General features: G+C 67.6%; 15 protein-coding genes. 11 read left to right on the top strand and 4 right to left on the bottom strand.

Annotation, left to right across the window (positions count from 1 at the left end):
- Window positions 1-12: 12 nt before the first annotated feature.
- Together ACTIF6_RS16365 and ACTIF6_RS16360 are read right to left on the bottom strand one after the other, a co-directional pair.
- Complete coding sequence (locus ACTIF6_RS16365) at window positions 13-855, bottom strand: SDR family NAD(P)-dependent oxidoreductase (protein WP_439588991.1); 843 nt, start codon at window positions 853-855, stop codon at window positions 13-15.
- Entirely contained in the window at window positions 855-2,723 is a 1,869-nt protein-coding gene (locus ACTIF6_RS16360; protein WP_439588990.1) for an FAD-binding protein, read from the bottom strand. Before ACTIF6_RS16360 ends, ACTIF6_RS16365 begins: the two co-directional genes overlap by 1 nt.
- 33 nt (window positions 2,724-2,756) lie before the next feature.
- Here ACTIF6_RS16360 and ACTIF6_RS16355 point away from each other — a divergent pair, with 33 nt between their 5' ends.
- From ACTIF6_RS16355 to ACTIF6_RS16305, 11 genes are all read left to right on the top strand, one after another.
- Window positions 2,757-3,794: a TRAP transporter substrate-binding protein gene (locus ACTIF6_RS16355; RefSeq protein ID WP_439588989.1), complete on the top strand. Its 1,038-nt coding sequence runs from the start codon at window positions 2,757-2,759 to the stop codon at window positions 3,792-3,794.
- A 3-nt stretch (window positions 3,795-3,797) separates the two neighbouring features.
- Window positions 3,798-4,304, top strand: coding sequence for a TRAP transporter small permease (locus ACTIF6_RS16350; protein ID WP_439588988.1), 507 nt, complete (start codon window positions 3,798-3,800; stop codon window positions 4,302-4,304).
- Window positions 4,301-5,599, top strand: a complete 1,299-nt coding sequence (locus tag ACTIF6_RS16345) for a TRAP transporter large permease (RefSeq protein ID WP_439588987.1) — start codon at window positions 4,301-4,303, stop codon at window positions 5,597-5,599. Before ACTIF6_RS16350 ends, ACTIF6_RS16345 begins: the two co-directional genes overlap by 4 nt.
- A gap of 12 nt (window positions 5,600-5,611) precedes the next feature.
- On the top strand, window positions 5,612-6,322 hold the full coding sequence (locus ACTIF6_RS16340; RefSeq protein WP_439588986.1) for a glutathione S-transferase family protein: 711 nt from the start codon (window positions 5,612-5,614) through the stop codon (window positions 6,320-6,322).
- Between the two features lie 96 nt (window positions 6,323-6,418).
- On the top strand, window positions 6,419-6,742 hold the full coding sequence (locus tag ACTIF6_RS16335) for a 2Fe-2S iron-sulfur cluster-binding protein (protein WP_439588985.1): 324 nt from the start codon (window positions 6,419-6,421) through the stop codon (window positions 6,740-6,742).
- A gap of 34 nt (window positions 6,743-6,776) precedes the next feature.
- Window positions 6,777-7,400, top strand: coding sequence for a VOC family protein (locus ACTIF6_RS16330; RefSeq protein ID WP_439588984.1), 624 nt, complete (start codon window positions 6,777-6,779; stop codon window positions 7,398-7,400).
- Between the two features lie 8 nt (window positions 7,401-7,408).
- Window positions 7,409-7,876 carry a DUF3237 domain-containing protein gene (locus ACTIF6_RS16325; protein ID WP_439588983.1) on the top strand — a complete coding sequence of 156 codons (468 nt, stop codon included), beginning with the start codon at window positions 7,409-7,411 and terminating at the stop codon, window positions 7,874-7,876.
- Complete coding sequence (locus ACTIF6_RS16320; RefSeq protein WP_439588982.1) at window positions 7,873-8,670, top strand: SDR family NAD(P)-dependent oxidoreductase; 798 nt, start codon at window positions 7,873-7,875, stop codon at window positions 8,668-8,670. The genes ACTIF6_RS16325 and ACTIF6_RS16320 overlap by 4 nt, the downstream gene beginning before the upstream one ends.
- A 9-nt stretch (window positions 8,671-8,679) precedes the next feature.
- Window positions 8,680-9,444: an SDR family NAD(P)-dependent oxidoreductase gene (locus tag ACTIF6_RS16315; RefSeq protein WP_439588981.1), complete on the top strand. Its 765-nt coding sequence runs from the start codon at window positions 8,680-8,682 to the stop codon at window positions 9,442-9,444.
- Window positions 9,445-9,449: 5 nt separating this feature from the next.
- Window positions 9,450-10,697: a cytochrome P450 gene (locus ACTIF6_RS16310; protein WP_439588980.1), complete on the top strand. Its 1,248-nt coding sequence runs from the start codon at window positions 9,450-9,452 to the stop codon at window positions 10,695-10,697.
- Window positions 10,694-11,479, top strand: coding sequence for an SDR family NAD(P)-dependent oxidoreductase (locus ACTIF6_RS16305; protein ID WP_439588979.1), 786 nt, complete (start codon window positions 10,694-10,696; stop codon window positions 11,477-11,479). Before ACTIF6_RS16310 ends, ACTIF6_RS16305 begins: the two co-directional genes overlap by 4 nt.
- A gap of 16 nt (window positions 11,480-11,495) precedes the next feature.
- Here the strand turns inward: ACTIF6_RS16305 and ACTIF6_RS16300 are convergent, their stop codons facing one another.
- The gene (locus ACTIF6_RS16300; RefSeq protein WP_439588978.1) at window positions 11,496-12,245 is read right to left on the bottom strand and encodes an SDR family NAD(P)-dependent oxidoreductase; all 750 of its coding nucleotides are present in this window, start codon (window positions 12,243-12,245) and stop codon (window positions 11,496-11,498) included.
- A complete protein-coding gene (locus tag ACTIF6_RS16295) occupies window positions 12,245-13,375 on the bottom strand; it encodes an ABC transporter substrate-binding protein (protein WP_439588977.1) in 1,131 nt (376 codons plus the stop codon). Before ACTIF6_RS16295 ends, ACTIF6_RS16300 begins: the two co-directional genes overlap by 1 nt.
- Between the last annotated feature and the right edge of the window lie 78 nt (window positions 13,376-13,453).

Below are 13,453 nucleotides of genomic sequence, written 5' to 3'. Positions count from 1 at the left end.
GGAAGACCGAGGTCAGGAGGAAGGGGGCGGCGGCTCGGCATACACGCCGCCTTCAAGGAGCGCGCGCGAGCCCAGGTCGGCTCCGTTCCAGCGCGTGAAATAGCCGGCCGTGGTGCCGCCGTCCACCGACAGCACCGCGCCATTGACGAAGCTCGCCCCATCGGAGAGCAGGAAGAGGGTGGGGCCGGCCTGCTCGTCGGCGCGCGCCAGGCGCGCCATCGGCACGCGGTCCATCATGGCGTGCTGCATGTGATCGGGTGGAATGTTGGCGCGCACCAGCGGCGTGTCCACCACACCCGGCGCCACGCTGTTGACGCGCACGCCGTGGCGTCCCCATTCGATCGACAGCGCCCGCGTGAGACCGATCACGCCGTGCTTGGACGCGCTGTAGTGCGCGCGACCGGCGTGGCCGCCCAGGCCATCGACCGATGAGATCGTCACGATCGCGCCGCGCTGGCGCGCCAGCATGCGCTGACCCACGGGCTGGATGGAGCGGAACATGCCGCTGAGGTTCACGTCCAGGCAGCGCGTCCACACCTCGTCGGGCATGGTGGCGGCGGGCTGCGGCGGCGAGATGCCGGCGCAGGCCACCATGCCGTCGATCGGCCCGAGTCCAGCCTCGACCTTCGCCACCGTGGTCTCGCAGGCCAAGGCATCGCGCACGTCCAGCGTGCAGGCCATTGCGCGCACGCCCAGCGCCCGCAGTTCCGCGGCGACCGCGTCGGCGCGCTCGCCCACGGCATCCGCCACCGCCACGTGCGCGCCGCCCCGAGCCGCTTCCAGCGCAATCGCGCGGCCGATGCCCGAGCCACCGCCCGTGATGAAGAGCACACGGCCCTGCAGTCCGTAGTCCATCACGCGACCTCCGCGACGGGGCGTGCGCTGGCCGGCACGATCGCTGCGGCCATCTGGTGCGCCGCGATGTAGCCGAAGGTCATGGCCGGGCCGATGCTCGAGCCGCCACCGGGGTAGAGGCCACGCATCATGGAGTTCATGTCCAGGCCGGCGGCGTAGAGGCCAGGCACGGGTTGGCCGCGAGCGTCGAGCACCTGGGCCTTGCCGTTGGCCGCCAGTCCACCCACCGTGCTCAGGTCGCCGGGGTGCAGCGCCACGGCGCAGTACGGTCCTTCACCCACCGGTGCCACGCTGGGGTTGGGCGTGTGCGTCTGGTCGCCACGGAAGCGCGAATGCGCGTCGGCGCCCTTGCCGAACTCGGGATCGCTGCCGTGCACGGCGCTGTCGTCGAAACGCCGCACTGTGGCTTCGAGGGCATCGGGTGGCACACCGAGGCGGCGCGCCAGTTCGGCCAGCGTGGGCGCCTCGATCAGGTAGCCCGCCTTCACGAAATCCGAGCTGCGAAACGGCCAGGGCCTGACCAGGCCCATGCCGTACTTGCGCAGGAAGCTGCGGCTGGCCACCAGGTGCACTTTCGTGAAGCCGCGCTGGTGCATGGTCTTCACGAAGGTCTGGTACGAGGTGCCCTCGTTGACAAACCGGCGCCCGTCCGGTCCTACCACGATGCAGCCCGGCATGGCGCGATCGATGAAGATGTGCGGGTACCGGACCACCGTGCCGTCGGGCTTGTGGAGGACCGACACCGGCGTCCAGATGCAGTCGCTGGCGTGGGCCGGATCGTGGAAACCGCCCACGGTGCTGCCCATGCGCACGCCGTCGCCCACATTGCCTTCGGGTTGCAGCGAGTGGTGGTGCGCGGCCATGGGAATGAACTTCGCGCGCAGGGCTTCGCTGGCGCCATAGCCGCCGCTGGCCAGCAGCACGCCCCGGCGCGCACGAACTTCCAGTGGCTGGCCGTCCCGGTGCACGACGACCCCTGTGACCGCACCCGCGTCCGAGGTGACCAGTTCCAGTGCAGGCGTGTTTCGCCACAGCGTCACGCCGCTCTGGATCGCCGAGTGGAACAGCCGGGCTGCCAGCGCATTGCCATTCACCAGTCGCGTGCCGCGCCCATGGCCGATGCGATCGCGCAGGAAGCGCCACAGCATCTTCGTGGTGTGGCGAAAGCCGGCCCAGGTTCTGAGGGCGTGGCGCAGCGGGTGGATGTCCGCGCCTTCGACCTGCATGCTGCCGAACAGCATCAGTTGCGGCAGGGGTGTACGCAATTCGGACAGGCGCGCACCGAGCAGGCGGCCGTCGAACTCGGGCGTGAGCAGCGTGCGGCACTTCGCGGCGCCCGGCTGGTCGGGCTCGTAGTCCGGCAATGGAAAAGGCTTGAAACGCACCTCGGAATGGCGCTCCATGAACTTCAGCATCTCGGCTGCGTGGTCGAGGTAGCTCTTCACCAGCTCTGCGTTGAAGGCTTCGCCCAGCACGGCCTTGAGGTAGGTCTCGGCGGCCTCGCGGTTGTCGTCCAGGCCGATCTGTCGCATCACATGGTTGAAGGGAATCCACGGGGCACCACCGGAGTACGCGGTGGTGCCGCCGAAGCAGGCGGTCTTCTCGACCACCAGGGTTTCGAGGCCGAGCTGGCGTGCGGTGATGGCGGCCGTGAGGCCGGCCGCGCCGCTGCCGATGACGACGACGTCGGTTTCGATCATGTCGGATGTCCTTGTTGGCGCAGGGCGCGTCAGAGTCGCAGCCACTGTAGGTGTCAGGTTGCGGGGTGTCTGTCCCGTCGAGGGGGACGTAGGGACACTGCGTCCCCGCGCAGGGGGACTCTCAGGACCAGGGTGCGCCGCAAGAATGCAGCCTCTCTTCTCGCCCATCCACATTCCTTCGACCACGAACAGGAGACGACCTTGTTGAATCTGTCCCCCCTCATCCGCCGCACCCTGCTGTGCGCATCCCTTACCGGTGTGCTGGGAACCGCCAGCGCGCAAACGGTGTTGAAGGTGTCCAACTGGATCCCGATGCAACACTCGTACAACACCGAGGTGGTGATTCCATGGGCGGCGCAGATCGAGAAGGCCACCCAGGGTCGGGTGAAGCTGGAGATCCTGCCCAAGGTGGTGGGCACACCAGGCACGCAGTACGAAGTGGCGCGCGATGGCCTGGCCGATGTCGTCACCGTGGTGCCGGGCTACAGCCCGGGCCGTTTTGATATCTTCGGTCTGGGTGAGCTGCCCATGGCCAGCGCCGATCCGACCGTGGGTGCGCCGGCCTATTACGGCTTCTACGAAAAGCACCTGGCGCCGCTGAACCTGTTCAAGGGCACCCACGTGCTGAGCGCGTTCACCACATCGCCGGGCCAGATCTTCACCTCGAAGAAGCCGGTGACCTCGATGGCCGACTTCTCGGGCATGAAGCTGCGCAGCCCCGTCACCACCACGGTGGAAAGCATCAAGGCCGTGGGCGCGGTGCCCATGCAGAAGCCTTCCACGGAACTGTACGAACTGCTCTCTGGCGGTGTGCTGGATGGCACGCTGGCAGGCCCGGATCAGGTCAACGGCATGCGCCTGGGCGAAGTGACCAAACACCTCACCGTGGTGCCCGGCGGCTTCTACAGTTCCGTCATGGTCGTGCTGATCAACGAGGACGTGTGGAAGAAGATCAGCGAGGCCGACCGCAAGTCGATCCAGGCCATCTCCGGCAAGCCCTTTGCCGAGCGCATCGGCGTGGTGTTCTCCAAGAGCGTGGCCGATGGCGTGGCCGCGTTCAAGGCCAGGGGCGGTACGGTGACCGAAGCTTCGCCCGCCATGGTGGCCGACATGAAAAAGGCCTTTGATCCGATGGAGAAGGCGATGTTCGAGAAGGCCCGCAAGGCTGGACTGGCCAATCCGGAAGCGGCACTGGCCGAGCTCAAGGCCGAGATCGCCAAGAGCGAAGGCCGGAAATAAGCCATGGCGCGGGCCTGGTTGCCAACCGTGATGGGAGGCGTCGCCTGCGCGGCGCTGTTCGTGATGATGACCGTCGCGGTGGTCGATGTGATTGGCCGATCGGTCTTCGGCAAGCCCATCGGGCCCGCTTCGGAATTGATCGAGCTCGCGATGGTGGTGACCATCTTCCTGGTCTACCCCATCGTGTCGCGCAAGGGCATGCACATCTGCATCGATCTGCTGGACAGCATCACGCCCGATCCCCTGCGCCGCGCGCAGCATGTGCTGGGTGCCTTGCTCGGTGCGGCGGTGTTCGTCGCTGTCGCCTGGCGCATCGGCTTTCTCGCCACGGACGCCTGGTCCAGTGGTGAAGTGACCGGCATCCTGGGCCTTCCTCTGGCCTATGTGTACGGCTTCATCTCCCTGATGTCCGTGGTGACCACCCTGGCCTTTCTCCTGACGCTGCCCCAGGCCTTTGCGCCGGGCGAGTTCGTGCATCCCAGCCTTCCCATCGACGAGGTTCCCGAATGATTCTTCCCGGCCTGCTGGGCTTTCTGGCCGCACTGGGGCTCATCTTCATCCGCGTGCCCATCGGCATCTCGCTGGCCGTGGCCGGCTTCGGCGGCTTCTACCTCCTGAAGGGCCTCACGCCAGCGCTCAGCATGATTGCCATCGCGGCCAAGGACAGCAGCATGTCGTATGCGCTGTCGGTCATCCCGCTGTTCGTGCTGATGGGCAACCTGATCGCCGCCGCCGGCATCTCTGCCGACCTGTTCCGTGCCGCCCAGATGCTGATGGGGCGCCTTCGCGGCGGCCTGGCGATGGCCACCGTGCTGTCGTGCGGCGGCTTCGCTGCCGTCTGCGGCTCCAGCGTGGCCACGGCCTACACCATGGGCAAGGTCTCGCTGCCGTCCATGCGGCGCTTCGGCTATGCCGACAGCCTGGCCACCGCCTCGGTTGCGGCGGGTGGCACGCTGGGCATCATCATCCCGCCCAGCGTGATCATGGTGATCTATGGCATCGCCACCGAAACGCACATCGGCAAGCTCTTTGCCGCCGGGCTGATTCCCGGCCTGCTGGGCATCCTCGGCTACTTTGCTGCCATTCGCTGGGCGGTGTGGCGCAATCCCGCCATTGCACCGCTGGCCGACCCCACCACCGACGAGGATCGCAAGGACGCCTACCGCCGCGTTTGGCCGGTGATGCTGCTCTTCGGCGTGGTGCTTGGCGGCATCTACAGCGGCACGTTCACCGCCACCGAGGCGGCTGGCGTGGGCGCCACCGGTGGCTTCCTGTTCGCGCTGTTTCGCGGCCGCCTGAGCTTTCGCCAGTTCTACAAGGTGTTCCTGTCCACGCTCGAGACCTCGGCCGTGATGTTCGCCATCGTGCTGGGCGCCAACATCTTTGGCGAGTTCATGAACATGACCGGGCTGGACTCCGCGGTGCTCAAGCTGGTGAAGGGGCACGACCTGCAGCCGATCACGGTGATCTTCATCATCATCGGCATCTACATCGTGCTGGGTGCGCTCATGGAAGAGCTGTCCATGATCCTGCTGACCCTGCCGGTGTTCTTCCCGCTCGTGGTCGGTCTGGGCTACGACCCGGTGTGGTTCGGCATCCTGGTGGTGGTGCTGTGCCAGGTGGGGCTGATCGCGCCACCCATCGGGATGAACCTGTTCGTCATCAAGGCGGTGGCGCCCGACGTGTCGCTGGCCACCACCATCAAGGGCATCAGCCCCTTCATCGTGGCCGACGTGGTCCGGATCGCCCTGCTGGCACTGTTCCCGGTGGTCACGCTGGTGCTGCCCAACCTGCTGTTCCCGTGAGCGGTCGTCGCCATGGAACTCTTCTACTCCTCGAGCCCCAACGTCTACAAGGTGATGATCGCCCTGGAAGAGCTCGAACTGCCCTATGAACTGCGCCTGGTGGACCTGAGCCAGGGCGAGCAGAAGGACCCGGCCCGGCTGGCCGGTGCGCTGCATGGCAAGGTGCCCGTGTTGCGCGACGACGCGCCGCTCGATGGCGGCGCGCCCATCGCGGTGATGGAGTCGGGCGCCATCCTGCAATACCTGGCCGAGAAGACCGGGCGCCTGCTGCCGTCTGGCCCACGTGGGCGGCTGGAGGCGATGCAGTGGCTGTTCTGGCAGATGGGAGGCCTGGGCCCCATCGGTGGGCAGGCCTGGCATTTCCGCTCGTTCGCGCCCCGGCTCGAACCCGCCACCGATTTCCGCTACCCGCGCAACCGCTACGACAAGATGCTGGCCGCGCTGTGGGACGTGATGGAGGCGCGGCTGTCGCACGTCGAGTACCTGGCCGGTGAGTATTCGATCGCCGACATCGCCTGCTTTCCCTGGATCCGTTACCTCCCACCCGATGATTCCGTCCGCCACGCGAAGCTGCTGGCCTGGCGGGATCGCATCGAGGCCCGACCAGCGGTCGCGCGCTGGCTGCAACGCAACGAAGCCTTCAACACGCCGTACGGCCGCAACGAGCGGGGCGGACTCGCCTACCCGTTCGACGGGCTGGCGCGCCACGTGCTGGTGCATTGACGCCGCGATCGCGGACAACGTCCCCTGCGCGGGGACTGACTCCACGACCCGGCTGGACCACAGTCTCTCTCAAGAACCCCGAAACGACGACAAGCCATGCCCAAGGTCATCTACCTGCATTCCAACGGTGAGCGCACCGAGCTCGACGTGGCCAGCGGCACCTCGCTGATGCTGGCCGCCACCGGCCATGGCGTCCCCGGAGTCGTGGGCGATTGCGGCGGCGTGATGAGCTGCGCCACCTGCCACGTGGTGGTGGATGAGGCCTTCGCCAACCGGTTGCCCCCGCTCGGCGACACCGAGAGCCAGATGCTGGACTACACCGCCATGCCCCGCGAGCCCCACAGCCGCCTGGCCTGCCAGATCGTGATGGCAGATGCCCTGGACGGCATCTGCGTCCGCATTGCCGACCCGCAGCTCTGAGAGCCTGCGGACCCCTTTCAACTGGAGATAACCCATGCAAGCCGCTGCACCGAGCCAACTGCGCCCCGCAGGCGCCAAACCCAACCCCGGCCTGACGCCGCGGATGCTGAACCACGCCGCGTGGGTGACGCACGACGTGGCCGCCACCACCGACTTCTACACCCGCATCATGGGCATGGAGCTGGCCAGCACGGTCTTTGACGACCACGTGCCTTCCACGGGCGACAAGATTCCCTATTTCCACATCTTCTTCCGCATGGGCGATGGCTCCACGCTGGCCTTCTTCGATGCCCCGGGCGTTCCCGCACCGGCCAAGAGCACACACCCGGCCTACGACATCTTCAACCACATTGCCTTGCAGGCCAGGGACCGCGAGGAGGTGGTGCGCTGGCACGAGTGGCTCGTTTCCAACGGCGTGGAGGTGATCGGGCCCACCGATCACAAGGGCATGATCCTGTCGATCTATTTCCACGACCCGGCCGGCATCCGCCTGGAGATCACCACGCCGCTGGACAAGGAGTGGAACCGCCACACCGAAAAAGGCTACGCCGACCTCAAGCTGTGGCTGGACTGCAAGGAGAAGGCCAAGGCCGAGGGCAAGGACGTGCCGACCGAGCTGATCCGCATGATCCAGGAAGTCCGCAAACGCTACGACTGAAGGCGCCCATGACACCGATCGCGCTCACGCCGCTGTTCCGCATCAAGGCCATCGTCACCGCCCCGCCGCAACTGGTGGGCGCCGTGCCGCACGGTTTCACGCGCCGCGTGATGGTGGTCAGCGGCGGCCATTTCGAAGGTGAACGGCTGAGCGGCCAAGTGCTGCCCGGCGGTGCCGACGTGGTGCTGGAGCGGCCCGACGGCGGCCTGCACCTGGACGTGCGGCTGGTGCTGGAGACCACGCAGGGCGAACTGGTCTACATGACCTACAACGGCCGCCGCAACGGCCCCACGCCCGAGATCATGCGCAAGATCGTGAACCGCGAACCCATTCCCGTGGGCGCGGATTACTTCCGCGTCGTCGTGCAGTTCGAAACCGCCGCGCCCCGGCTGGCCTGGCTGAACGACAAGGTGGCCATCGGCACCGGCACGCGCGAGCCCGACGGCCCGGTGTACGACGTGTGGGAAGTGGCGTGAAACGTTTCGACGGGCGCCCCGCCATCGTGACCGGCGCGGCCTCCGGCATTGGCAGGGCCATCGCGCTGCGCCTGCACGACGAAGGCGCGCAGGTGCTGGCGGTGGACATCAACGCCACCACCCTGGCCACGCTCCCGTGCTCGCCCACGCTGCGCACGCTGCAGGTCGATGTGAACGCGCAGGCGTCGCCGCGGCGCATTGCCGACGCCTGCATCGAGGCGTTCGGTGGCATCCGCGTGCTGGTGAACAACGCCGGGCTGGGCAACTGCCCGCCCTTCCATGAGACCAGCGATACCGACTACGACAAGTGGATCGACATCAACCTGCGCAGCAACTTCCGCATCACGCGGGCCTGCTTCGAGGCGCTGCTCGAGAGCCGGGGCGTGGTGTGCAACATCGCGTCCACGCTGGGCCTGTCGGGTTACCGCCGCAGTGCGGTCTACACGATGGCCAAGGCCGGTGTGATCGGGCTCACGCGCAACCTGGCCGCCGACTACGCAGACCGGGGCATCCGCGTCAACGCCATCGCACCCGGCGTCATCGCCACCGAGCTGACGCGCGACCGCCTGAACACCGCGAGGTTCCAGGCCACCATCGTCGGCACCACCCCGATGGGCCGGCCGGGCCTGCCCGAAGAGGTGGCCGGTGCCGCCGCCTTCCTGTGCAGCGACGACGCCGGCTTCGTCACCGGCCAGGTGCTGGCGGTGGACGGCGGCCAGACGTCCAGTTCGTACATCAGCGACGCGCTGGTCGATTGCTGGACCCGCGCGCACCCCGACCCCGCAACACCTTAGCAACCAACCATGCGCATCGCACTCATCACCGGCGGCGCCAGCGGCCTGGGCCTGGCCAGTGCCCATCGCCTCGCCGCCGACGGCCTGACCATCGCCGTGGCCGACCTGAAGGCCGACGCGGCCACCGCCGCTGCCCGGCAACTGAGCGGCAGCGGGCACATCGGCCTGGCCATGGATGTCACCAGCGAAGCCAGCGTGAGCGCCGCCTTCGACGCCGTGCAGGCGCAACTCGGCCCGGTGGCCGTGCTCGCCTGTTTCGCCGGCATCCTGAGCACCAGCCCCACGCCGGGCCGACTGCCCACCACCGACATCACGCTGGCCGAATGGGACACCGTGATGCAGGTGAACGCGCGCGGCAGCTTCCTGTGCGTGCGCGAGATGCTGCGCCGGGCGAATGGCCAGCCGGTGGAGCAGGGCCGCATCATCACCGTGTCTTCGCTGGCCGGCCAGATCGGCGGGCTGCAGAGTGGTGCCGCCTACAGCGCCTCCAAGGGCGCGGTGCTGGCGCTGTCCAAGGTCGCTGCGCGCGAAGCCGCGCCGCTGGGCATCACCGTCAACACCATCTCGCCCGGTCCCATCGACACGCCCATGCTGCACCAGACCGTGCCGCCCGAACAGCAGGGCCAGAAGTACCTGGGCACCGCCAGCGTGCCGCTGGGTCGCATCGGCGTGCCCGAGGAAATCGCCGCCGCGGTGAGCTACCTCGTGTCGCCAGGTGCGGCCTTCGTCACGGGCGCCACGCTCGACGTCAACGGCGGTCTCTTCATGCGCTGACGCCCATGAACACATCCACAGGTTGCCCTTTCCACACGGGAGGCCCCGGCATCGGCTTCAAGCCCTACTACGGCCCCGAGCTGCATGCGGCGCTGGAAGCGCTGCGGCGCGACGAGCCGGTGTTCTGGTGCGAGGAGATCGGCTACTGGGTGCTGACCCGCCATGAAGATGTGCACGCGGTGCTGCACGACGGCGTGCGCTTCTCTTCGCAGAACACCACGCGGCCGGTGACGCCCATGCACGCGGACGCGCAGAAGATCCTGCAGGACGGCGGCTATGCACCCACCGGCAGCCACTCCAGTCTGGACGGTGAGACCCACCGGCGCATCCGTGGCGTGACCCAGCAGGTGCTGAACCTGCGCGAGTTCATCCAGCTCGAGCCGCACATCCGCCGGCTCGTGGCCGAGGCCCTGGACCGCATCGATGGCCAGACCGACGTGGACCTGCTGCGCGACTTCAACTACGAACTGCCCGCCATGGTGGTCTTCAAGCTGCTGGGCATTCCCGATTCGGACATTCCGGACGTGAAGAAATGGGCCGGCACGCGCAGCGTGATCGACTTCAGCCCGGCCACGTACGAGCAGCAGATCGAGGGCGCCAGGAACCTCGTGGCCTACTGGCAATACTGCCGGCGGATGGTGGAAGACCGGCTGCGGCAGCCGCGCGACGATTTCACCAGCCGCATCCTCGCCATCCGCAACGGCGACGACCGCGTGATGACGCTGGCCGAGGCCACCAACCACACCTTCGGCGTGGCCTTCGCCGGGCACGAGACCACCACCAACCAGCTCACCAACACCTTCCGCAGCCTGCTGCAGCACCCCGACCAGTGGCAGCGCCTGTGCGCCGAACCTTCGCTGGGCGCGAACACGGTGGAAGAGGGCATGCGTTTCGCCGGGGCTGTGATCGGCTGGCGCCGCGTCGCCCTGCAGGAGGTCAACATCCGCGGCGTGACGATTCCCGAAGGTTCGCCCATCGTGCTGTCCTTTGCGTCCGCCAATCGCGATGAAGCCGTGTTCGAGCATCCGCACCAGTTCGACATCGGACGCGCCAACGCGCGCCGGCAACTCACCTTCGGCAACGGCGTGCACTTCTGCCTGGGCGCGCCGCTGGCGCGCCTGGAGATGAAGATCGTGTTCGAGGAGTTCTCGAAACGCTTCCCGAAGATGCGGCTGCGCGAGCCCGACGAGGCCCGGCACATGCACACCTTCGTCTTCCGCGCCCCGGAGGCGCTCCCCGTGGAACTTCAATGAGCACCCATCCCTTTCAGGACAAGACCGCGGTCATCACCGGCGGCGCCAGCGGCGTGGGCCTGGCGCTGGCCCAACAGCTGCTCGGCGTCGGTGCCAACGTGGTCATTGTCGACCGCGACGCCGCCGCCATGGAACAGGCCTTGCAGGGCATGGACAGCGCGCGCGCCATCGGCGTGCAGGCCGACGTGGCCCAGGCCACCGACGTGCAGCGCTACACCCAGGCTGCCGTGCAGCGCTTCGGCCGCATCGACCTGTTCCACAACAACGCCGCCATCGTGGGGCCGCAGTCGTCGCTGCTCGACTTCGGCATGGACGACTTCGACCGCATCTTTGCCGTCAACGTGCGCGGCATGCTGCTGGGCATGCAGGCCGTGGGCAAGGTGATGCGCGAGCAGGGCGAGGGCGCCATCGTCAACACCGCCTCGGTCTCGGGCCAGCGCAGCAGCCGGCCCGAAGCCGGCCTGGGTGTGTACGGCGCGTCCAAGGCGGCGGTGATCCGCATGACCCAGCAGGCAGCGCTGGAGTTCGCGCCCCACGGCATCCGCATCAACGTGATCTGCCCGGGGCCCATCGACACCCCCTTGCTGCGCAGCACCTTCCGGGTGGACGGGCGCACCGAGGCCGAGGCCGAGGCGGCCTTGAAACAGCATTTCCTGAACCAGCCGCTCAAGCGCGCCGCCAGCGCCGATGAGGTGGCCAACCTGGTGTTCTGGCTGCTGTCCCCACAGGCCAGCATCGTCACCGGCGCCGTCTACAACGTCGATGGCGGCATGACCGCCTGAGGGCCACTTCGGCGGCTCAGCCGACGAACATGCCGCCGTTGACGTCGAGGATGGCACCGCTGGTGAACGAGGCCATCGGCGTGCACAGCATCGCGATGGGCCAGCCCAGTTCTTCGGGGCGGCCCATGCGCTTCATGGGCAGGATGCTGGTGTCCACCTTCAGCGTGGCCGACAGCGGCGTGGCCACGATGCCGGGCGCCACCCCGTTGACCAGGACCCCGTGGCCCACGGCGCGGCGCGACAGCCAGCGCACCAGGGTGTGCACGCCGCCCTTGGAGGCCGCATAGGCGGCGTACTCCTGCGAGTCGTTGGGCAGGCCACCGCCGTTGCGGCCCGCGGTCGATCCCACCAGCACCACATAGCCTTCGCGCTCGCGGATCATCTGGTCCACGCAGGCGCTGGCCAGCTTCATCGTGGCGCGCACGTTGATGCCCATCACGAAGTCGAAGCTCTCCTGTGGGCTCATGCCCGGCGCACCGCCGAACACGCCAGCGGCACTCGCCAGTGAAAAGTAGGGGCCCTGGGCGAGCAGCGACTGCTGCACCGCATCGTCGGTGAAATCGCCCTGGATGCAGCGCGGCGCCGCAGCGCCGGCCGCCTTCACCAGCTCGGCCGTCTCTTCCAGCGCGCTGCGATCGGTCAGCACCAGCTCGGCGCCCAGCGATGCCAGGCAGACGGCTGCCGACTGGCCGATGCCGCTGGCGGCACCGGTCACCAGGGCCCGGCGGCCCTGCAAGGACAGCGCCTCGGGCAGTGTGCGCGGCATCACTGGATGCTGACGAAGGTGCCGTCTTTCACCTGCAGCAGCACACCGCCATAGGACGGGTTGCGCTTCTCGTCCACGCTCCAGGTGCCGTTGCCCAGCACCATCGATACGTTGTTCAGCTTGGCGAGTTCGTCGCGGATCTTCTGGCGGTCCGGGTTGGGCCCGGCGTTGCGCACCGCCTGCACGGCCACGGTGGCCAGCGCGTAGCCCATGCCCGCCCAGTTGTCGGGCATCGACTTGTACTTGGCCTGATAGGCCTTCACGAACGCCTGGTTCTGGGGCGAGGTGCTGTTGGGTGAATAGTCGGACACCACGTAGGTGCCTTCCACGGCCTTGCCGCCGGCCTTGATGAAGCCCAGCGAGCCGAAGGTGCTGGGGCCGAAGATCTTCACCTTCGGGTCCAGGCCCGCCTGGCGGATCTGGATGATGAGGTTGGCAGCGACCTCGGCGGGTGCGGCGATGAAGATCGCGTCGGTCTGCATGGAGGAGACCTTGGTGGCCAGCGCCAGGAAGTTGCTCTCGGTGGAGACGAACTTCTCGTCGGCCACGATGGTGGCGCCAGCACCCTTCATGTAGGCGATGAGCGCGTCCTTCTGGCCCACGTAGCCGTCGTTGCTCTGGTCGATGATGGTGACCATGCGCTTGACGCCTTGCTTCTCCACCGCGAGCTTGCCCAGGAAGTTCATGATGTCCACGGGGGTGGCCTGGATCTTGAAGGCCCAGGGACCCGTGGCAGGGATGCCGGGAGAGCTGCCGATGGCCAGGATGGGCACCTTCAGTTCGTTGGCCACAGGCGCGCCCGCCAGGGCTTCGCCGCTGGTGGTGGGACCGATGATCAGCATCGCGTTGTCGCGCTTGATGAACTGGTTCACCAGGCTGATGGTCTGGCCTTTTTCGCCGGCGGTGTCGCCTTCGAAGATCTTGAACTTGTTGCCGCCGGGCAGGCCTGCCGCGTTGGCTTCCTCCAGCGCCAGCTTCATGGCGTTCTGGATGGGGACGCCGCCGAACGCGTAGGTGCCGGTCATGGCGTTGAACACGCCGACGGGAATGTCCTTGCCCTGGGCAAAGACGAGCGGCGCGGCCGCGATGAGCGCGGCGGCCAGTAGGGTGTGCCTGCGACGAATAGCCATGGTTGTCTCCTGGATGTGTGCGGTGGGACCGGCGCGTGTGTGCCGTGTCGGGGTCCAGTATCAAAAGGGCGTTGCTGG

It is taken from the genome of Hydrogenophaga sp. (assembly GCF_051860785.1).
Taxonomy (GTDB): Bacteria; Pseudomonadota; Gammaproteobacteria; order Burkholderiales; family Burkholderiaceae_C; genus Hydrogenophaga.
The sequence above is the reverse complement of the archived record's forward strand: the minus strand, read 5'-3'. Positions and strand labels throughout refer to the sequence as shown.

Excerpts from the sequence above, each read along its gene's own strand:
- ACTIF6_RS16350 (WP_439588988.1), top strand. The coding sequence starts at position 3,798 with ATGGCGCGGGCCTGGTTGCCAACCGTGATGGGAGGCGTCGCCTGCGCG.
- ACTIF6_RS16325 (WP_439588983.1), top strand. The coding sequence starts at position 7,409 with ATGACACCGATCGCGCTCACGCCGCTGTTCCGCATCAAGGCCATCGTC.
- ACTIF6_RS16345 (WP_439588987.1), top strand. The coding sequence starts at position 4,301 with ATGATTCTTCCCGGCCTGCTGGGCTTTCTGGCCGCACTGGGGCTCATC.
- ACTIF6_RS16315 (WP_439588981.1), top strand. The coding sequence starts at position 8,680 with ATGCGCATCGCACTCATCACCGGCGGCGCCAGCGGCCTGGGCCTGGCC.
- ACTIF6_RS16305 (WP_439588979.1), top strand. The coding sequence starts at position 10,694 with ATGAGCACCCATCCCTTTCAGGACAAGACCGCGGTCATCACCGGCGGC.
- ACTIF6_RS16295 (WP_439588977.1), bottom strand. The coding sequence starts at position 13,375 with ATGGCTATTCGTCGCAGGCACACCCTACTGGCCGCCGCGCTCATCGCG.
- ACTIF6_RS16340 (WP_439588986.1), top strand. The coding sequence starts at position 5,612 with ATGGAACTCTTCTACTCCTCGAGCCCCAACGTCTACAAGGTGATGATC.
- ACTIF6_RS16300 (WP_439588978.1), bottom strand. The coding sequence starts at position 12,245 with ATGCCGCGCACACTGCCCGAGGCGCTGTCCTTGCAGGGCCGCCGGGCC.
- ACTIF6_RS16310 (WP_439588980.1), top strand. The coding sequence starts at position 9,450 with ATGAACACATCCACAGGTTGCCCTTTCCACACGGGAGGCCCCGGCATC.
- ACTIF6_RS16330 (WP_439588984.1), top strand. The coding sequence starts at position 6,777 with ATGCAAGCCGCTGCACCGAGCCAACTGCGCCCCGCAGGCGCCAAACCC.
- ACTIF6_RS16335 (WP_439588985.1), top strand. The coding sequence starts at position 6,419 with ATGCCCAAGGTCATCTACCTGCATTCCAACGGTGAGCGCACCGAGCTC.
- ACTIF6_RS16360 (WP_439588990.1), bottom strand. The coding sequence starts at position 2,723 with ATGGGCGAGAAGAGAGGCTGCATTCTTGCGGCGCACCCTGGTCCTGAG.
- ACTIF6_RS16365 (WP_439588991.1), bottom strand. The coding sequence starts at position 855 with ATGGACTACGGACTGCAGGGCCGTGTGCTCTTCATCACGGGCGGTGGC.